The sequence below is a fragment of the Bacillus solitudinis genome (genome assembly GCF_002797395.1).
Classification (GTDB): Bacteria; Bacillota; Bacilli; order Bacillales; family Bacillaceae_D; genus Halalkalibacter_A; species Halalkalibacter_A solitudinis.
In genome coordinates, this window is sequence record NZ_KZ454943.1 from 740,577 (window position 1) to 760,191 (window position 19,615).

At 38.0% G+C, this 19,615-nt stretch carries 19 protein-coding genes; 8 read left to right on the plus strand and 11 right to left on the minus strand.

Going from position 1 to position 19,615, the window contains the following annotated elements; translation table 11 throughout:
* Nucleotides 1-6 precede the first annotated feature (6 nt).
* A complete protein-coding gene (prpE, locus tag CEF19_RS03740; protein ID WP_100404829.1) occupies nt 7-747 on the plus strand; it encodes a bis(5'-nucleosyl)-tetraphosphatase PrpE in 741 nt (246 codons plus the stop codon).
* A 22-nt stretch (nt 748-769) separates the two neighbouring features.
* Here prpE and CEF19_RS03745 read toward each other — a convergent pair whose 3' ends face one another.
* From CEF19_RS03745 to CEF19_RS03760, 4 genes are read right to left on the minus strand one after another with little or no spacing between them, the layout of a single operon-like run.
* Complete coding sequence (locus tag CEF19_RS03745) at nt 770-1,681, minus strand: RluA family pseudouridine synthase (RefSeq protein ID WP_227521906.1); 912 nt, start codon at nt 1,679-1,681, stop codon at nt 770-772.
* Nucleotides 1,674-2,471, minus strand: coding sequence for an NAD kinase (locus tag CEF19_RS03750; protein ID WP_100404831.1), 798 nt, complete (start codon nt 2,469-2,471; stop codon nt 1,674-1,676). The genes CEF19_RS03745 and CEF19_RS03750 overlap by 8 nt, the downstream gene beginning before the upstream one ends.
* Before the next feature lie 19 nt (nt 2,472-2,490).
* Nucleotides 2,491-3,123 (minus strand): GTP diphosphokinase, encoded by a 633-nt coding sequence (locus tag CEF19_RS03755; RefSeq protein ID WP_100404832.1) that lies wholly within the window; start codon nt 3,121-3,123, stop codon nt 2,491-2,493.
* Between the two features lie 31 nt (nt 3,124-3,154).
* Nucleotides 3,155-3,535, minus strand: coding sequence for a UPF0738 family protein (locus CEF19_RS03760; protein ID WP_100404833.1), 381 nt, complete (start codon nt 3,533-3,535; stop codon nt 3,155-3,157).
* Between the two features lie 182 nt (nt 3,536-3,717).
* On the opposite strand from CEF19_RS03760, the gene CEF19_RS03765 reads away from it, so the two are divergent.
* Entirely contained in the window at nt 3,718-4,305 is a 588-nt protein-coding gene (locus CEF19_RS03765) for a CYTH domain-containing protein (RefSeq protein WP_100404834.1), read from the plus strand.
* 88 nt (nt 4,306-4,393) lie between these two features.
* Entirely contained in the window at nt 4,394-5,068 is a 675-nt protein-coding gene (locus CEF19_RS03770; RefSeq protein WP_100404835.1) for a lytic transglycosylase domain-containing protein, read from the plus strand.
* Nucleotides 5,069-5,411: 343 nt separating this feature from the next.
* Here CEF19_RS03770 and CEF19_RS03775 read toward each other — a convergent pair whose 3' ends face one another.
* The gene (locus CEF19_RS03775; RefSeq protein ID WP_406565335.1) at nt 5,412-5,729 is read right to left on the minus strand and encodes a (2Fe-2S) ferredoxin domain-containing protein; all 318 of its coding nucleotides are present in this window, start codon (nt 5,727-5,729) and stop codon (nt 5,412-5,414) included.
* A gap of 363 nt (nt 5,730-6,092) precedes the next feature.
* Here CEF19_RS03775 and CEF19_RS03780 point away from each other — a divergent pair, with 363 nt between their 5' ends.
* Nucleotides 6,093-6,482 carry a globin domain-containing protein gene (locus tag CEF19_RS03780; RefSeq protein WP_100404837.1) on the plus strand — a complete coding sequence of 130 codons (390 nt, stop codon included), beginning with the start codon at nt 6,093-6,095 and terminating at the stop codon, nt 6,480-6,482.
* A 24-nt stretch (nt 6,483-6,506) separates the two neighbouring features.
* On the plus strand, nt 6,507-7,427 hold the full coding sequence (locus CEF19_RS03785; protein WP_100404838.1) for a ClpXP adapter SpxH family protein: 921 nt from the start codon (nt 6,507-6,509) through the stop codon (nt 7,425-7,427).
* Nucleotides 7,428-7,928: 501 nt separating this feature from the next.
* Here the strand turns inward: CEF19_RS03785 and pepF are convergent.
* The 3 genes from pepF to mecA all read right to left on the minus strand — a co-directional run bounded on the left by pepF (nt 7,929) and on the right by mecA (nt 11,791).
* Nucleotides 7,929-9,731, minus strand: a complete 1,803-nt coding sequence (gene pepF / locus CEF19_RS03790; RefSeq protein ID WP_100404839.1) for an oligoendopeptidase F — start codon at nt 9,729-9,731, stop codon at nt 7,929-7,931.
* 64 nt (nt 9,732-9,795) lie between these two features.
* On the minus strand, nt 9,796-11,010 hold the full coding sequence (locus tag CEF19_RS03795; protein ID WP_100404840.1) for a competence protein CoiA: 1,215 nt from the start codon (nt 11,008-11,010) through the stop codon (nt 9,796-9,798).
* 136 nt (nt 11,011-11,146) lie between these two features.
* The gene (gene mecA, locus CEF19_RS03800) at nt 11,147-11,791 is read right to left on the minus strand and encodes an adaptor protein MecA (protein ID WP_100404841.1); all 645 of its coding nucleotides are present in this window, start codon (nt 11,789-11,791) and stop codon (nt 11,147-11,149) included.
* A 399-nt stretch (nt 11,792-12,190) separates the two neighbouring features.
* Between mecA and CEF19_RS03805 the strand changes: the two genes are divergently transcribed.
* The gene (locus tag CEF19_RS03805) at nt 12,191-12,853 is read left to right on the plus strand and encodes a TerC family protein (RefSeq protein ID WP_100404842.1); all 663 of its coding nucleotides are present in this window, start codon (nt 12,191-12,193) and stop codon (nt 12,851-12,853) included.
* Nucleotides 12,854-12,903: 50 nt separating this feature from the next.
* Here the strand turns inward: CEF19_RS03805 and spxA are convergent, their stop codons facing one another.
* Nucleotides 12,904-13,299, minus strand: coding sequence for a transcriptional regulator SpxA (gene spxA / locus CEF19_RS03810; RefSeq protein WP_100404843.1), 396 nt, complete (start codon nt 13,297-13,299; stop codon nt 12,904-12,906).
* 417 nt (nt 13,300-13,716) lie between these two features.
* Here spxA and CEF19_RS03815 point away from each other — a divergent pair, with 417 nt between their 5' ends.
* Nucleotides 13,717-14,931: an efflux RND transporter periplasmic adaptor subunit gene (locus CEF19_RS03815; RefSeq protein WP_100404844.1), complete on the plus strand. Its 1,215-nt coding sequence runs from the start codon at nt 13,717-13,719 to the stop codon at nt 14,929-14,931.
* A gap of 5 nt (nt 14,932-14,936) precedes the next feature.
* Entirely contained in the window at nt 14,937-18,005 is a 3,069-nt protein-coding gene (locus CEF19_RS03820) for an efflux RND transporter permease subunit (protein ID WP_100404845.1), read from the plus strand.
* Between the two features lie 118 nt (nt 18,006-18,123).
* On the opposite strand, the gene CEF19_RS03825 is transcribed toward CEF19_RS03820, so the two are convergent.
* Both CEF19_RS03825 and CEF19_RS23435 read right to left on the minus strand, forming a co-directional pair.
* Nucleotides 18,124-19,317 (minus strand): NAD(P)-binding domain-containing protein, encoded by a 1,194-nt coding sequence (locus CEF19_RS03825; RefSeq protein WP_227521907.1) that lies wholly within the window; start codon nt 19,315-19,317, stop codon nt 18,124-18,126.
* Nucleotides 19,318-19,456: 139 nt separating this feature from the next.
* On the minus strand, nt 19,457-19,597 hold the full coding sequence (locus tag CEF19_RS23435; RefSeq protein WP_198510236.1) for a hypothetical protein: 141 nt from the start codon (nt 19,595-19,597) through the stop codon (nt 19,457-19,459).
* Nucleotides 19,598-19,615: the final 18 nt, after the last annotated feature.

Genomic DNA, 19,615 nt, shown 5'->3' on the forward strand with positions numbered 1-19,615 from the left:
AATATGATGAAAATTGATTGTATTGGTGATATACATGGTTGTTATGATGAATTATTGTTACTTCTTTATAAACTCGGTTATGAAAGAAAAGGTGAACTCTACTTTCATCATGAAGGAAGGAAACTCACTTTTGTTGGAGATTTGACTGATCGTGGCCCTAAATCCTTAGCAGTTATTGACCTAGTTTCTGAGCTTGTAAAGACTGACTTAGCGTATTATGTTCCTGGTAACCATTGTGATAAATTGTATCGATATTTTCAGGGCCGAAATGTACAACAAAAGCATGGATTAGAAACCACCGTTGCAGAACTAAACGCCCTTGACAATCGCTCCTATAAAAAAGTAAAGGCAGCCTTTGTAAATCTTGTGAACGCCTCGCCACTGTATCATAATCTTGACGAGGGAAAACTAGTTGTCGCCCACGCAGGTATCCGTGAACAAGACATCGGAAAAGTCAATAAGCGAATCAAGACGTTTGTTCTATATGGGGATATTAGTGGAGAAACCAACTCGGATGGAACACCAGTTAGGAGAGACTGGGCACAACATTATCAAGGTGACACTTGGGTTGTGTATGGCCATACTCCTGTAAAGGCAGCACGTTTTATTAACAATACCGTAAACATTGATACCGGCTGCGTGTTTGGTGGGCATTTAACTGCACTGCGTTATCCTGAAATCAAAACGATTTCTGTTCCTTCCTCCATGCCATTCGTCGAAGAAAAGTTTCGGAGTTTTCCATCGTAAAACCGAGGAGTACCATGAGAGGTCAGACATCGCCCTGACTCGCCATGCTCATGGTAGTCTTGAAATCTGTCGGTAATTCCGTTCGGAGAGAGAAAGCTTTCCCTGAGAAAGGATGAATAAAGTCAACTTGATGACAATGTAACGCCTGCCGTGCTATTTTATCACGTCGTCCTCCATATAACTCATCCCCACAAAGTGGATACCCAAGATACGCAAAATGGACACGAATTTGATGTGTTCTTCCTGTCTCTAGTTTAATTTTGACAAGGGTCCACTCTTTGGTGTGTTTCTTTATATCAAAGTGAGTAATGGCATGCTTCCCATCCATCCTAACTTCTCGTTCGATGATGCTATCTCTCTTTCGACCGATTGGAGCGATAATCGTTCCACCTTTTGTTAATTCACCCTCAACAATAGCCGTATAATAACGGTGAAGCCTTCCTTGCTGCTGAAGTTTTGACAAACGGTCATGAGCCAAGCGATGTTTCGCAATTACGAGCAAACCGGATGTGTCTTTATCAAGACGGTTTACCGCGTGAAAAGTCGCAGGGATCCCCTTGTTTAGATAATAACCTATTACCGCATTTGCCAATGTTCCCGTACGGTGTTCTCGTGAAGGAATGGTAGCCATATTCGCAGGCTTGTGAATAACCATTAGATGTTCATCTTCGAATTCGATTAGAAGGTCTATTTGTTCTGGGGCAATCGAACCACTTGGTACTTCAGGTGGTAATTGAATTCGGACAATATCACCTGTTTTTAGCACGGTTCGTACCGTTGCTTCCAGATTATTAACCATAATTTTCCCATCACTAAATTTAATCTCTGCTAATGCCTTCTTTGAGATTTTCTGTTCCTCTCTCAAAAAGCTTCGTAATAGTTGTCCTTGATTGTCTTTTTTTATTTCCCATTGGAGAGATACATAATTAGCCACCAATAAAAGACTCCTTGACTCGTTTCCAAAAAGGAAAAGGTCTAAATCTGGCAAAGCGGATTTTCTCTTCGGCGACGCGACATTGAATAGACTTCACGCGAGAGTGACTAAGTGTAAAGTGATCAATTGTCACCTGAACTTCCTTATCATTCATCGGTTTTAGAAGGCAAGTATGATGTTGAGGTAAGACAAGAGGAGAGCCCACAGTACGATAAACTCGATTGTTAATCGAAGCCATTTCAGCTATTTGAATGGAAGCAAGCGATGGATGAAGTATCGCCCCACCAAGCGCTTTATTATACGCCGTACTTCCAGAAGGTGTCGAAATGCACAAGCCATCTCCACGAAACACTTCAAATGTATCTCCTTTAATTTCTACATTGCTTACTAATGAACCATCTAAACTCTTTATCGTACACTCATTTAAAGCTAGGTGTCGTTCGGGTGGAATCTCTTCGTTATTAGTTCGAATCACGACCTCTAGCAGTGGATACTCAACAATTTGATACGGAGTTTTTGCAATATGTATCACAAGTTTCTCGACCTCGTCTGGGACCCAATCCGCATAAAAACCGAGGTGCCCTGTATGGATGCCCACGAAGGCCGTATCCTCTAATCGGTTACAATATTCATGAAAAGCTTGCAAAAAGGTCCCATCTCCACCAACGGTAATGACCATTTCAGGTTCTTTTTCATCATGGCTTAGCCCAAAATCCAACAGATATTGTAAGATACGTTGTTGCAATGTATTGGAAAAATCATCACCACGAGATTTCACTGTGAATTTCATGTACCCATTCCTTCCTTCATTAAAGCTTACGACCCTGCTCTTGTTCGCGAATAATAATTGATTGGGCTTCACGAACTTCATCACGAATAATCGAAACTTCTTCATCTAGTTGAAATGCAGCCTCTGCAGCACGGAGCAGACGATTCTTAATCTCTTCAGGAATTTCACCACTATATTTATAGTTTAGAGAATGCTCAATTGTTGACCAAAAGTTCATCGCTAACGTCCGCACCTGAAGCTCGACTAAAATTTTTCTCTCTCCTTCAATGGTTTGGACGGGGTATCGAAGTACAAGATGATAGGAACGATAGCCACTCGGTTTTTTTTCATTAATATAATCGCGCTCTTCAATTATTTCGAAATCTCTTCTTGTACGAATTAACTCAACCACAGTTTCAATATCTTCGACAAACTGCGTTACAATTCTAAGTCCAGCCAAGTCCTGCATCTCTTCCCCTAGCCGATCAATAGGTATATTTTTCCGTTTCGCTTTATCTAAAATGCTCGAAACTGGTTTGACACGACCCGTTACAAACTCAATTGGAGTATGTAACGATGATTTCTGATATTGCTCTCGTACCCCTTTAAGTTTAACTTTCAACTCTTCAACCGCCTGCTTGTAAGGCGTTAGAAAGACGTCCCAATTGCTCATCTAACCACCATCCGTATTTTTCCGCTTAAAATTATGAAAATATTTCTTTAACAGCTGCCTCCATAGCTTCTCCATAGTTGCCATTGCCATCAATATTTTCTAGAAGAAAATCAAGCTCTTGATAAATGCCTGTTAATTCAATCGTACTTTCATCTCTAAGCAAAAAAGCCATTTTGATTCTTTCTTGATGTGCTTGGTGTAAGGTGGACCATGTTTCTATTGGAAACGTTAAGTAAATAAATTCACTATGATCTTCAAGTATGTAAATAAAGGCTAACCCTTCCGAATCAACAAGCATTCGTTCTCCAGCTTTTAATGCTTTAGCTTGTTCGCTAACAAGTGTTTCTTCAGTCTTAACCATGTACCCTTCATTTTGCTTTTCTATTAATGTTACATGTAATTTTTTCAACATGTCCCTCCGTCCTTCAACACGATATTCTCTATATATTTTACCATACTTTCGCCTCTAAAGGCGAGAAACCCCACCTTTAAGGCGTGAAGCGCAGTTATCCAAATAAGTTTGTCTCCTCCATTGAGGCGCTTATGTCACTATGTCATAATGAATACAAATACGTTTTAAAAGGGCGTGATACTTTGACACAAGAAATTGAAATTGAGGTAAAAACCTTACTATCAGAAGAGGCGTTTAAAGAAATTCTCTCAGCCTTCAATCTCACAGATCAGGACGCGATTGTGCAGCATAATCATTATTTTGAAACAGATGATTTCTCATTGAAATCGAAGCATGCCGCGTTAAGAATTCGTGAAAAATCACAAATGTATACATTAACACTTAAACAGCCCCACCAAGAGGAAGGATTATTGGAAACACACCAAGAGTTAACCAAGGACGAGATGGCCCAAGCGCTTGGTCATGGCGTGTTTCCTTATGGACCTGTATCCGTACAGTTAGAAGCACTGCAAATTGACATTTCAAAGCTAACTTATCTTGGATTCTTGTCAACTGCCCGAATTGAAATTGATTACAATTCGGGTTCGCTTTGCTTCGATAAAAGCTCTTACTTAGATGTAATTGATTACGAAATAGAGTTTGAAGGGACATCCCTCCATCACGCTGAATCAACAATTGAGGCACTGCTTATTCAATTCAATTTAACTCGCCAGAATCCTGAAAATAAAGTTCAAAGATTCTTTAAGCGTAAAGCCCTAAAAAATAAATAAAAAAATGAGTAAATGTGTGAAAATGTACCGATTGTCGATATCTGTCTTATTTGATATAGTAGCATTAAGAAATCTAAGAGGTGACAGAATGGACTTATCTTTCCTGCAACAAATAAATGGCCTTACAAATCTTCAACAGAGTAGACCGTCGCCATCCAACCAAACATCAATATTTCAACAAATGTTCTCTTCTTTTTTACAGGAGCAAATGAATAGATTTCAACTTGAAACAACATCCGAACCAAGCCGAAAGATGGATTTATATCTTGATTCTTCATTGAAACAGCGTCTCGAATCATTACAAAGTTCTTTAAAAACAGATGGTATGGTAGCCGAATCCACGATGCCCTCAACAACATCAAGTGTCTCCTTACCAGACCGTGAATCACGATTTCAACCATTTATTCAAGCAGCTTCTAAAAAGTATAACCTTGACCCTAAATTAATTTATTCTGTGATAAAGCATGAATCTAACTTTAATCCCTCTGCTAAAAGTCCTGCAGGAGCTGGTGGCTTGATGCAACTTATGCCTTCAACCGCAAGAGGGTTAAATGTTCAAAATATTTTTGACCCGCAACAAAACATTGAGGGCGGCGCAAAATATTTGCGTCAAATGCTAGATAAGTATGACGGGGATGTTCGTCTTGCTTTAGCAGCCTATAACGCTGGTCCAGGTAATGTCGACCGCTACGGCGGAATTCCTCCGTTTAAAGAAACACAAAACTATGTACCAAAGGTATATAATACGTTTATGAATGCCTAAAAGGGGTTGTGTCATAAGGGCGATTTTAACCTTATGACACAACCCCTTTGTTCATGTAGCGAACGCAGCCATTGCTCTTGCTATGGGAACAGCTCCTTTAAATACTCACATATTCTAGAAGAATGTAACCCAACCATCAAAGTCAGAAGGCTCTTAAATTCCCAGTTTCCTCTAAATCAGAATAATCCACTTCCCTCTTGATGATTAGATTAACCTGTCTATCCCTCTAGTTATCTTACTATCTACTAACGTAACACTCAGAGCACAGGGCCGGGCAGTAAGGGGGACAAATCGAATGAGTTGTTGTCTTCTGCATCCAACCACCCCTTCAAGATTTAACAAACTAGCTTTTTTTTTGTTTTTGAGGCTCACGTTTGTCGACACCAATCTTTTCCCCTTCATTCAAACAAAAGGTTTCATCATAGCTATAAACCATTTTCGGAGAAGGAAGATCGTTCATTATATGATTAAGCACGAGCGATTGAGCATCCGTTTCATTTATTTCTTTAAACCAAGTTCCTTTAGGATAAGCAATAACAACACAACCGTCCTTGCAACGACCATTGCAACGAGTTCTTGTAGTATGTATTATATCATCAAGATTGTGCTGAGATATGACTTTACGTATTGCTTGAGTGACCTCTTCTCCACCCTTTTTCATACAGGTACTCCCATTGCAAATTAGTACATGATGTTTTGTCCTTTCTAAGTCCCATGTTGCCATTTACGCATCGCCTCCGAAAATCGTAATCATTCTGTTTCGATACACGTACTATTTCAACTATTACTTGTTTTATGGTTATTTAACATATTTGAGCCAAATCACCAAGCAAGTCAGTCTCTTCTCTTATTTCAATCGAAGCATCCAAGTTAATCCAGCATAGTGTCTGGCTAAGAAACGAAAGTTTTGGATAACCTCTTATACAATTTACCATATTTAAATTTAGATCGTACAGAAAATTTGCTTGTTCATGTGCTTCGTTGCTACAATATGAATATAGAATCAGTTATGAAGGAGATATTTATGAGTCAATTATCACAAACTCCATATGAGGCCCTTGGCGGTGAACAAGTTCTTTCAGAACTCGTCAATACATTTTATCAATACGTTTCGAAGCATCCAGATTTATCCCCTTTATTCCCAGAGGATTTGTCTGAAACCGCGCGAAAACAAATACAGTTTCTCACACAATTTTTGGGTGGTCCAACTTTATATTCGGACGAACATGGTCATCCAATGCTCCGTGCTCGTCACATGCCTTTTGCAATTACACCACTTCACGCAGAAGCCTGGTTAAATTGTATGAAAAAAGCAATGGATGACGTTGGCGTTCAAGGTGTTCTCAGAGAATATCTGTTAGAAAGATTAACCATGACAGCAAATCATATGGTAAATCAACATGAATCTTCATAGTTAGATAAGAAAGGAGACTGACCAATGAAACCAAAGGAACTACTTACATCATGTGATAACACGATTGGCCTTTGTGGTCTTGATCCTGATCATCCCTTACCAATAAAAAAACAAAAACCTCTCGAAATTTATACATTTATTGATCCATTATGTGCGGAATGCTGGGCATTTGAGCCTCTACTCAAGAAGCTTCAGGTCGAATATGGGGCTTACTTCCGAATCAGAGTCATCGTAGCAGGAAGACTTCAAGCTTGGAACCTTTGCCAGGAAACAAAAAAAGGTATTGATAGAAAAAGTGAGCTCGCTTACGCCTGGGAAAAGATAGCTAATCAAACGGGGATGTCCTGTGACGGCGATGTGTGGTTCGAAAGTAAATGGTCATCACCGTATTTAGCCTCTATCGCTATAAAGGCAGCTGAATTACAAGGCCCACATGCTGGAGCAAGATTTTTAAGGAAAATGAGAGAGTTTCTATTTTTAGATAAGCAAAACATTACCGACGAGGATATCATTCTTCAATGTGCAAAGGCTGCCTCTTTAGATATTGAAGAATTTAAAAAGGATTTAGATTCTCCATTAGCTGAGAAAGCTCTTAAATGCGATTTAAAAACAACAAATGAAATGGAAGTCGACGTAGTTCCAACATTTGTCTTCTTCAACGATAATATTGAAGAAGAAGGGGTAAAAGTAACAGGGTTTTATCCTTATCACGTATATGTGGATTTGATAAGAGAAATGCTTGGTTATGAACCTAAACGATCTCCTGAAATCACATTAGAAGCTTTCTTAAAACGCTATTTATTTGTTGCAACGATTGAAGTGGCTGTCGTGTTTGATATGAGTCCAGAAGAAGCAGAACGACAATTGAAAACACTAATGTTACAACAAAAAGTTGAGCCGGTCCCAGTGAAATATGGGACATTTTGGCGATATACTCATAAGTAATCTGAAGAGCGATTCCTTTAAAGGAATCGCTCTTCTTGGTTTATTCTCCGTTTTTCGTTCATATACATGTTGTACCACTCATCATAACTTGGGAGATGATAAGCGTTGAATAGAGTAAGAGTAATTATAGGAATTTGTTTTATAATATTTTCTCTTTACTTTTTTATGCTTGGATTGATGCGTATGTTTCCTATATATTTTGCTGGTCCTATGCTTTTTCTATCAATTTTATTTACACTTAAACCAATGTCAGACAGAAAACGTTTTAAAGGATTCCGTTAAGAAAAGTTTGCCGCATTCTTTTCTTAATAATCAACGAGCCACCACCAGGTAATAAGTTCTCTACAATTACTTCTTGTAGAGAACTCGTCGTGGTTGGCGTATTGCTCTTCTTTTAATCACTCATAAGCTTAAACCTTTTAAGAAAATTTTACTTTCTTTGAAGACTTAAAAATGAGCAAGTATCACTTTTTGATACCATTAAATAATAATAGTCTTCCTTTATTCGGCTAGCAGCTTTTCCATTTCTTCAAGTGTAGCTTCAAATAATGCCATCGCTTCCTCAATAGGTTTTGAGGAGGTCATGTCAACTCCGGCATGCTTTAATACTTCAATTGGATAATCAGAACTTCCAGATTTCAAAAATTCAAGATACCGTTTTACAGCAGGTTCACCTTCCTCAAGAATTTTCTTTGAAAGTGCTGCTGCTGCACTATAACCTGTTGCATACTGATAAACATAGAAATTATAATAAAAGTGAGGAATTCTTGACCACTCTAAGCCAATTTCTTTATCTATAACAAGCTCGTCACCGAAGTATTTTTCATTTAGTCCATAGTACACTTCAGTTAATAACTCTGGTGTCAAAGCCTCACCAGCTGCTGCCTTTTCATGAATCGTATGTTCAAATTCAGCAAACATCGTTTGGCGGAAAACTGTCCCTCGAAATCCTTCTAGAAAATGATTTAACAGATAGAGTTTCTCTTTTGGATCCTCGGTGTGCTTCACCATGTAGTCATTTAAAAGTGATTCATTTAACGTTGAGGCCACTTCAGCAACGAAAATCGTATAATCTCCATAAAGATAAGGCTGATTCTTTCTTGTATAATAACTGTGCAGGCTATGACCGAACTCATGTGCCAGTGTAAATAAGTTGTTCACGTTATCCTGCCAGTTCATTAAAATGTACGGCATGGTGCCATATGCCCCTGATGAGTATGCGCCACTTCGTTTTCCTGCGTTCTCTTCGACATCAACCCAGCGCTTTTTGAATCCAGCTTTTAATGTCTCTACATACTCTTCCCCTAAAGGTTCCATTCCCTTTATAACAAGATCCTGGGCCTTTTCGTAAGGTATGCTCATTTTCACATCTTTTACAAGTGGTGTGTATAAATCATACATATGAAGCTCATCAACACCTAATACTTTTTTTCGAAGCTTAATATAACGTTGCAATAGGTGAAGATTCGCATTTACCGTGTCCACAAGTTGATCATAAACAACCTCAGGAATATGATTTTTACTTAAGGCTGCTTCTCTTGCAGACTTATATTTTCTCACGTTTGAGTAAAATAAGTCACGCTTCACTTGCCCACTTAACGTTGAAGCAAACGTATTTTTATATTTATCATACGTGGCATACACGGCTTTAAACGCCTCTTCACGGACTCGACGATCTTCACTTTCTAGAAAACGAATAAACCGACCGTGGGTGACTTCAATATCCTCACCCTGCTCATCCTTAATAACGGGGAATTTTAAATCTGCGTTATTAAGCATTCCGAACGTATTACTTGGTGAGCTCATTCCTTCGCTAGCTTGAGCTAGAATAGCTTCTTCAGCTTCAGAAAGTACATGATTTCTCTCTACATTTAATTCATCAAACATATGCTTATACAGACGGAGCCCTTCATGCTGCTTCAAAAAATGAACGATTAAATTTTCTTCAATTGATAGCAGTTCAGGTATGATAAATGAAGCTGCTTGACCTACTTGTGAAGCGAGGCTTGCAGCACGGTCATTAATCCCTTGGTAGTAGGAGTGTGTCGTATCTTGATCATAGCGCATATGTGCATATGTATAAAGACGACCTAATCTTTCAGTTATTTCATTATTCTTTTCTAATGCTTTAAATAGCATATCGGCCGACTGACCTAGCTTTCCTTTAAATGGAGCAAGTTCAGGAATAAGCTCTCTTATCATTTGAAATTCTTTTTCCCAATCAGCATTTGTAGGGAAAATCGCTTCTAAATCCCATGTTCTTTCTACGGGAATGTCTTGACGTTTCGGTAAATTTTTCGACATTCAAAAACACCTCCAATTATCTATCACTTTCAGTATATTATTACGTCATCTCTCCTTATACATTCTATTTATTTAACTGTATTCCTCTTTTCACTTTCAGACGGTCTAACGATTGAGCAATTTTTTTCTCGTATTGTTGTGCACCCTCCTGAGAGCCTGGGATTTGAAGATCTCGTGTACGTACAAATAGTTGAGTGTTTGACGAATAGGATAATAGACCAATTTCTGAAAGCCAAAGCAAATAGGAAACAACGGCTTGTTCGTATGTTTGAGAGAGAAGGTTTTTCCTTAAAGGAAACATTTTCTTATTTATAAAGGGGTGAAACCAACTGAGGATGAGCTGAAGGGAAAAAGGTTTGTGCAATGGTTGTCTTGCAATGCATTCTATTAAAAGAATAGTTTGCCATACATGGGGTGAGGTTTCAATGGAATCAAAAAAAGGCGTGGGCCAACCAGCTTCGATTGGGAATTTAGCAAGAGGGATTTTCTGATGATATAGAAGATGTTGATAATACTTTTGGGCTTTTGACGGATAACGGTGTGGAGGTTCATAGCGCCAATGTCGTTTTAACATTAACCACGGTTCAGATAGTAAAGGAGGAGAAAGTTTTGGGTCAATTAATTGGAGGAGAGACATATTGTCAATTGGTTGTTCATGAATTCTCGCTAAAGACTTTGTGGTAGAAAAAGGGGTAAGTTGTTGAAGGGTTATCCATTTAGACATCTTAGGACAATAATAGAGGATTTGTTTCTCCGAGCTCCTTATCTCACGTAGAGCAAGCCACTCAAATGATTTAACCGTTACTGTCATAGGTCCATGTCGTTTTAAGCGATTTCCTCCTAGTATCCATATAGGGGTAATTCCAATTTCATGGTAACCCTTTGTTCGTTTTTCGAGTAATAAAGGATCAAGTGAAGAGCACTGAAATTCTATCGCATAAAGTTGGCGTTCATGCTTAATGAGTATGTCGGGTCGTTGCCTAATAAGGGGTAAATAAACTTCCAGTGCAACTTTTACCTCTCGTGACAAAAGCCATTGATACAACTGGTATTTACCTTTAAGGTGATACTCTGACTCCGGTTCATGTTCGTTATCACAGATTTTGTCTCTAGCGTGAGCAAAATGCCATTGCTTAATGGAGCCAAGTTTTAATTGAACAGATGCACCACATGCTTGACAATAAAATGATGTTGCGTTACGGAGATTTTTTAATTCCTCTAGTTTCCAATCTTCCCCCAGTGAAACCACTGTACCATTAGCTGTTTTTGCAGTTAACATAACTTTCACCTCCTAGAATATAGATTTTCTTATTCTACACCTTAAAATGGAAATCCTTCTATAAAATAAAAAAAACATTGATAAATAGAAAAGGACCAATTCGGGAGAGAATTGGTCCTTTTCCTTTTAAAAGCTGTTAACGCTTAGAAAAAGCTTTTCTAAGGTTAGTTAATGCGCTCTCTGCTATTATTTCTTTACCATATTCCTTTATACGATAAATGGAGATATCTGATTCAAAGCCATATTCAAGCATTTGGCTTAACATGTCATCTTGCTCATCTTCATTATAGGTCTCATCATTAAATAATACATGAAGATAATAGCGTCCTTCAAAATGATAAAGTCCATTTTCAAGGTCATCTACAAAGAAGTTATGACTTAGCGAAATAATATCTTCAAAGTCTCTAAATCTGATGATTAACTCCAAACTCTCAGGATTATCATCGTCATCTGAATCATCGTTCATTAAGTCAACAAGGTCTTCTTCTAAATCATTTTTATCTTGAGTTACCGGAATTTCTAGCTTTACATTACCATCTGTAACTTGGCCTCTTGTTACAACTATTTCGAGTCCCTTATCTAAAGCATGAACTTGAATCCAAAGTGGTCCATCTAATTCAAATTCATCTCTGTCATTTGCTTCGTTCATCATCTCGAAGAAGAGCTCTTCTCCACGCTCACGATTGTACCATATCTCATCCCTATCGAAACCTCGGTCTTCAATATCATTATACGTAATAAAAAATTTGATTGTCGTCTCATTTACGCGTTCAATTTCCATTTTGCTCTCCCTCCTGTCAATTTGATTCTAATGGAGAAGAACACCCATTAAAAACATACGTTTATTTCAATACCCTATTCAACTGTTTTTAATCAGTTTAAAGAGGGAACAAAAAGAGCTTGTTCTTTCTGTTATCTCTATTTTATGATAAAACCTTTGAAAATGGAAATCTAAAAATATGGATTATATTAGATTTTTCAGAAAAAAAGCGGATACCAATAATATTTAATGTAAATTAACGGATTTTTTATCATAAAAAGCATGATTATCCAATATACGTTACGTATACGATTTTTTAGACAAGCCCCTGTTAACTTCTTATTCTTACTGATCACCATATGAAAAGTCAAGACTGATTATTATCAAAATAATTAAGAATTTTAAAAGGATGATGCAAAGGTGGATACCGAATATATTATTTCTCTTCTAACAATTGTAGGTGTAGACATCATTCTAGGTGGTGATAATGCCATCGTCGTTGCACTTGCCTGCCGCAACTTACCAGTACATATTAGAAATAAAGCAATTATGCTTGGGATAACTTTAGCACTTCTGATTCGAATGGGGCTAACTTTAGTTGCCGTTCAACTCCTTGAAATTCCATTTCTTTTAGCAATTGGAGGAGCTTTGTTAATTTTTATTGCCTATAGTTTATTAGCGGATCAAGATGCTGGACAAGACATTGAAGGTGGTACAAATCTATTTAGCGCAATTAAGGCAATTGTAATTGCTGATTTCATCATGGGTTTTGATAATGTTATTGCCGTAGCTGGTGCAGCACATGGAAATAACATTCTTGTTATGATTGGATTAATCATTTCAGTCCCTATTATCATTTGGGGAAGTAAGCTTATATTAAAAGCGTTTGACCGCTTCCCTGTTATTATTTATGTTGGGGCTGCGATTCTCGCTTTCACAGCAACACGAATGATCACGCACGAGGAAATGCTTAATCCGCTGTTTGTGCACCATCCCTTATTCACCATTTGCTTTCAGATTATTGTCATCATAAGTGTCCTTGCATTTGGTATTATCACTAATTTCAAGAAAGAAACCACTTAACATTTAAAGAAAAAACCTTCTACAAGATAAACTTCTTGTAGAAGGTTTTTTTAATTAACAAGTCGCTGAGCTTCTTGTAAATGGAATGTACGAACTTTTCTAGGTAAGAAGCGACGAATTTCAGCTTCATTATAACCTACCTGTAGACGTTTTTCATCTAGAATAATAGGACGTCTTAATAAGCCAGGATTTTCACTAATAATTTTGAATAACGTTTGCAATGGCAAGGTCTCAAGTTCAACATTCAACTCTTGGAAAACCTTAGAACGGGTTGATATAATCTCATCTGTACCATCCTCTGTCATCCTAACAATTTCTTTCACTTCTTCAACAGATAACGGCGATGAAAAGATATTTCTTTCTTCAAACGGTATATTATGTTCTTCCAACCATGCCTTAGCCTTTCTGCACGATGTGCAGCTTGGTGATGTTAATAGTGTAACCATCTTTCGGACCTCTCCTTCCAGAATTTGAGATCTATGACAAACAAGGATGCCAATCTTCTTGATTACCACTTGATTATACAAGATTGTAAAACACTTGTATAGACATAGTTATAAATAAATTACACAAAAGTTAAACCACTAAATATAGAGTACATACTTGTATGTAACACATACTACAAATACCCTACTTCTACTATCATAAACTTATTTCAGAAAAAAAAATACCTTTTTAAACAAAAATGTTTAATTAGTCACAGCATTGTAATATTATTTTTTCAATCATACTTGTCACATGATTGTCACACTATATAAAGGGAACTTTTTTGTGCATTTGGATAAATTATAGTACGTTTAATTAGATATACATTTTGTTTTTAAAAAAAGATTAGCACTAGAAAATATAGGAGATGAACATTTTTGAAGAAAGTAATTTTACTACTTCTTTTGTTGTTTTTGATCAGCGCTTGTGCCACGGAAGATATTACAAGTGATAGCATTGAGCGACAGGTTACATTAATTGAAACAGCTACGATTTCACAATCTTCCCTCCAGCAAACACTTGAATTAACTGGTCAACTTCTTCCTCAGACACAAGTTCCGTTAATTTCACCATTGCCTCTTGAAGTAGAAACGGTTCATGTTGAAATTGGTCAAAATGTCAATCGAGGAGATTTACTAATCACACTGGATAATGAAGAAGCCTCAAGACAAGTCCATCAAGCTAGAACTGCAGTCGAAGAATTACAAGCCGGCCTCGAAAAAGTAGATGAATTTAACCAAAACCTTGAACAGGGTGTGTCCAATTTACAAGCTGTGGAAAAAGATTTGAATAAATCAATTGAACGCTCCCAAAATTTACTTGAAACTCTTTCTACAGAAGAAGAAACAGATGTTGCGCTGCTAGAAATTATCCGTTCGTCAATTGATGTCTCATTAAAGCAAGCGGAACTAGCTCAAGCTGCAGGGTCATTAGGACAAGCTACCCCTATCAGTACATTTGAGTTAGAAGCACAACTAAATCAGGCTAAAGAAAATGTTAGACAAGCTGAAAACGCGTTAGAATCAACGAAAGTAATCGCACCAATTTCAGGAGTAGTCGGCAAGCTCGATGCCGTTACAGGTCAAACTGTTATTCCAAATAATCCACTTGCCGTCATTGTCGATTTAACTAATATTAACGCAACGTTTGCAGTAAATAGCTATCAGGTTGCCAAGCTTCATCCAGGGATGAAGACAAAATTGAAAATTGGCGGCTTTGCTGATCCTTACACTGGTGAAATAAAAACGGTCTCTCCTATTGTTGACCCGCAAACAAATTCATTTACCATCGAAGTTCCAATTACAAATGAAGATTTATTATTTAAAGGCGGAATGCGAGTTACTGCGTTGGTGAGCCTAGGAGAGATTCAAGATGTCACGGTTATCCCCTCTGAAGCCGTATTGTTTGAAAATAATGAGCCATATACCTTTGTTGTAGACGGTACTAAAGTCCGTCATCAAGCTTTAGAACTCGGTAATCGTGATGAACAATTCTATCAAGTTCTTTCTGGAGTTGAACTAAATGACGTTGTGGTTACATCAGGAAAACAGCGATTAGTAGACGGATCGGAAATTACTATACGAAGTGAGTGAACCTAATGAATGTACCAAAATTTTCTGTTCTTCGTCCTGTTGCAATGGCGATGGTTATCGTTTTCCTTCTAATTATTGGAACGATTTCTCTACGAAATTTACCTGTTGACCTTTTTCCAGAGCTTACCTTTCCCGTCGTTGCAGTAACAGCTACTTACGAGGGAGCTGGCCCAGAGGAAATTGAACAATTGGTTACACGTCCTATCGAAGAAGTGATGGCAAGTTTACCTAATGTTCAATCAGTTTCTTCGACCTCAAGAACAGGCGGATCTCTAGTTCTTGTCTCCTTTAACTGGGGTACGGATATGGACTTTGCTACTTTGAATATGCGAGAACGAATTGACCAATTAAGAGAACTTATGCCGACCGATGTTCCTACACCCCAAGTGTTACGTTTTGACCCTAGTCTACTACCAATTATTCAACTAGGTGTCACTCAATCAGATAGTGACGTAACAACTATAAAAAAATTAATTGAAAACGAAATTAAGCCACGCCTTGATTCAATTGAGGGGGTCGCTGCTGTTCGAATCGAAGGTGGAGCTACTGAAGAAATTCAGATCTCAGTTAACCCTACTGAGTTAGCAAATTACGGGGTCACTTTAAGTCAATTGCAACAAATTATAGCTAGTGAGAACCTCAATTTACCAGGGGGACAAATTACAGAGGACAATCAAACATTCCCGATTCGAGTTACAGGTGAATTTATTTCCATTTATGATTTAGAGCAATTACCGATATCAACGAATCAAGGATTAGTATTACTAGGTGAGATAGCAGATATTCGTGAAACACTTGCTCCTAGGTCTCAAGAAAGCTATTTAAACGGCGAACCCGCTGTAGGCATGTCAATCTTAAAAACTTCTGGTACTAATACCGTTACAGTTGCTAGAACCATTAATCAAGAATTGAAGTTATTAAAAGAACAATTGCCAGAAGGAATTGAAATCAACTCCATTTTTGACCAAAGTCGCTTTATAGAACAATCTATTCGCGCCGTAGCATGGAATATTCTCTTTGGAAGCATGCTTGCTGCAGCAGTTCTCTATATTTTTTTACGAAATATACGAAGTACACTTATTATTGGTTTTTCAATCCCCATCTCCATAATAACCACATTCTTATTTATGTACTTTTACGGAGAAACATTAAATGTATTGACACTCGGAGGACTTGCCCTTGGGGTTGGTATGATGGTGGATAATGCCATCGTTATTCTAGAAAACATTTACCGGAAAAGACAATTAGGTAACTCATTAAAAGATGCCGCAATTTCAGGGACAAATGAAATTGGCGGAGCCATTATCGCCTCTACACTAACGACGGTTGTTGTCTTTTTACCAATTGTTTTTGTTGAAGGACTTGCAGCGCAACTTTTTAAACCTTTAGCAATTACAGTATCTTTTTCACTTCTTGCTTCTTTAATTACTGCCCTTATTATTGTACCGTTATTGTCCTCTACATTTATGAAAGTAAATGATGATACATCTGCTTTTCAAAGAGGCTTTGAACGAACAAAGTCATGGTATGCCAAAGTTCTAAAATCAGCGTTAAAACGCCCGAAAACCATTATTTTCTCAACATTCCTTATCTTTGCAGCTTCTTTATCTTGTATACCTTTAATTGGTACTGAGTTCTTACCTGCTCAGGACCAAAGCTTTATTAGTATTGATGCAAGACTGCCAGTCGGTTCATCACTTGGAGCAACTTACAGTATTTCCGAGGAAATTGACGAAAGAATTCGAACGGTACCTGAGATTGATTTATCGTTCGTTTCAGTTGGAGGAACAGATAGCTTTACAGTTGGTGCAGGAACTCAAACAGAACGAGCAACTTATAGCATTCTTCTGACCGAAGTAAACGAACGGTTACGCTCAGACTTAGAAGTTGCAGAAGATATTCGAGGACGCTTAAAAAATATACCGAACGTTTCTATCTCTGTTTCCTCAAGTGACACAGGCATAGCTGAAGCGCCAGTTTCAATTACCGTAAAAGGGCCAAATATTCAAACTTTACAAAGCCTTTCCGAAAAAATGATTGAAACTATCTCTACGGTAGAAGGAGTCCGCGAGCCATCCTCTAACTTCACTGATGGCAATCCGGAAATAACCGTATCAATCAATCGCCAAGCAGCATCTTCATATGGCATAGGAAGTGCGCAGATTGCAAATACAATTGGAGAGGCGACAAGAGGTCTTGTTGCTACCCGTATAGCACGTGACGGAGATGAACTCGACGTTCGGTTGCTTGTTGAAGACCGCTTCACGAAATCCGTTGAACAGCTTGAACAAATACTTATTGAAACTCCACTCGGGGACCGTATTCCACTCTCTTCAGTAGCTCAAATAGAGCGTGGTCAAGGTCCGAGTACAATTCGGCGATCAGATCGGCTTCGTGAAGTTACAGTAACAGCGTCTATTTTAAATAGAGACCTAGGAAGTGTCATCTCTGACATCGAAAATGAGCTTAAAGAGCATGTTCAACCACTCCTTCCTAGCGGCTATCGAATTTCATTTGGTGGGCAAAACGAACAAATGTATGATGCCTTTTTTAAACTAAGTGGCGCCATTGCCCTCGCTATTGTTCTAGTTTATATGGTGATGGCTGGTCGATTTGAATCATTTTTCTATCCATTTATTATTATGTTTTCAATCCCAGTCACGGCGATCGGTGTTATTGGAGGTTTATTAGTGACGTCACAACCACTAGGTGTTGGTTCACTTGTTGGCATTCTTATCCTTACAGGAATTGTTGTTAACAATGCTATTGTACTAGTCGATTACATTAACACCTTGAAAAGTAACGGTTACTCGACCTACGATGCTATTATTGAAGCTGGCCCCGTTCGACTTCGGCCAATTCTTATGACAGCATTAACAACGATTCTTGGACTTATTCCCCTTACCCTAGGCTTTGGTGAAGGGACTGAAATTCAACAGCCAATGGCGGTTGTTATTGTATTCGGATTAGCGGTTTCAACGTTTATCACGCTTATTTTAATTCCTATCGTGTATTATATGAGTGATATTGTCAAAGAAAGAAAACGATCAATTTCTGTAGAAGAAAAGGTGTGAAATTAGGGGGGCACATCAAAGGGTGCTTTTCCTATTTCAGTCCCCTCTACTTCCTCGAAATGCTTTCAAAGGTTTTTTCAGTACCCTCGAATTTTCAATAATATTGAATGATTAAAGTTTATTGTCCTAGTGCCATCTCCCACTCATGAATTTCGTAATTACGGGCTCCTTCAATAATATAAGGATCTTGTTTTACCCACCCTTCAACTTCTTCCTTAGAACGTCCTTGATAAATGACTAAACCACCTGCCCCATCCACAAATCGTCCGTTAGCAAACAATCTTCCTTCATTACGTTTGTCTTCTAAAAATTGAAGATGTTCCGGTCTGAATTTCTGACTTTTCTCAGAATCCTTCATCGGAAGAAAAACAGCAAACATTTTCACTGGATTCGAACCTCGTGTCTCTTCATCACGTTGCAACTGGAATTTTAACATAGCCGACATATCTTCTTCTCCTAATTCAGAACGAGAAGCAACCTGGATTAAATTTTTGATACGGGATCCTATAGGTAATTCAACCTTGCTTTTTTCTGCTAATTCAGCAACTAAATTTAAATCTTTATTTAGAAGCTTTAACGCGAACCCTGGCGCATAATCACCTTTAGAAATAAATTCACTGAAATGACGTTCGAGTATTTTACTCTGAGCAAGACTAGCACTTAGAATTTGCACCAACTGTTCTATATTTAAACCGGTTTGTTTAGCCAAAGCAAGTGCTTCACTTACAGCTTGAGTATGAAGACCTACTATTAATTGATTAATAAGTTTAACAACCGATCCGCTTCCACTCTCTCCGACATAATCTATTCTCTTTCCCATAGCTTCAAATACCGGTTTAACTGTCTCGAAAGTCCACCGATTTCCTCCGACCATAATACTTAAAGTTCCTGCCTCAGCTCCAGAATTCCCTCCACTAACTGGTGCATCTAGAAATTCAATTTCTACTAAGCTAGCTGCTTCGAAGATTTCACGATTTAATTCAGGGTTAACAGTACTACTATCAATAAGAATTAACCCATTGCGAGCATTTTTAAGCAAGCCACTCTCATTAAAATAGACGTCATACACATCAGATGGCAACGGGAGGCAAGTAATAATGACGTCCATTTCCTGAGCAAGTTCGCTTAACGAATAACCCGTTTTCCCTCCAGCTTGTCCAAATCGCTCCTCCGCCGGCTTACTGCGATTCACCCCATATACCTCGTATCCAGCTTTCATTAAATTTTTAGACATCGGTAAGCCCATATTCCCAAGTCCTATAAATCCAATCTTCATTAGAAAAACCCTCCTATAGCTATACTTTTTGTTCAAAACAAAAAATCAAAAGCATTTCATTTTCATATGTGACAGCGCTACCAAAAGTTATCAATCAGTGCAGGCCTGTAAAACGTAGTGGCCTATTTAATAAACAAAAAGCATCATCCCATGTAAGCCAGATGATGCGTATTTTTTATGCAGTTGTTCTTCTAGTTGACTGAGATACTGGACCCTGTTTTGACTTTTCTTGCCAATTTTTCACATTCTTTTTCAAAAAGTCTTTTATCATGTCACGCTTTCTTTTACGCGTTTTTTGTTTCTCTTTGTTCTTCATTTGAAAACACCACCTTTA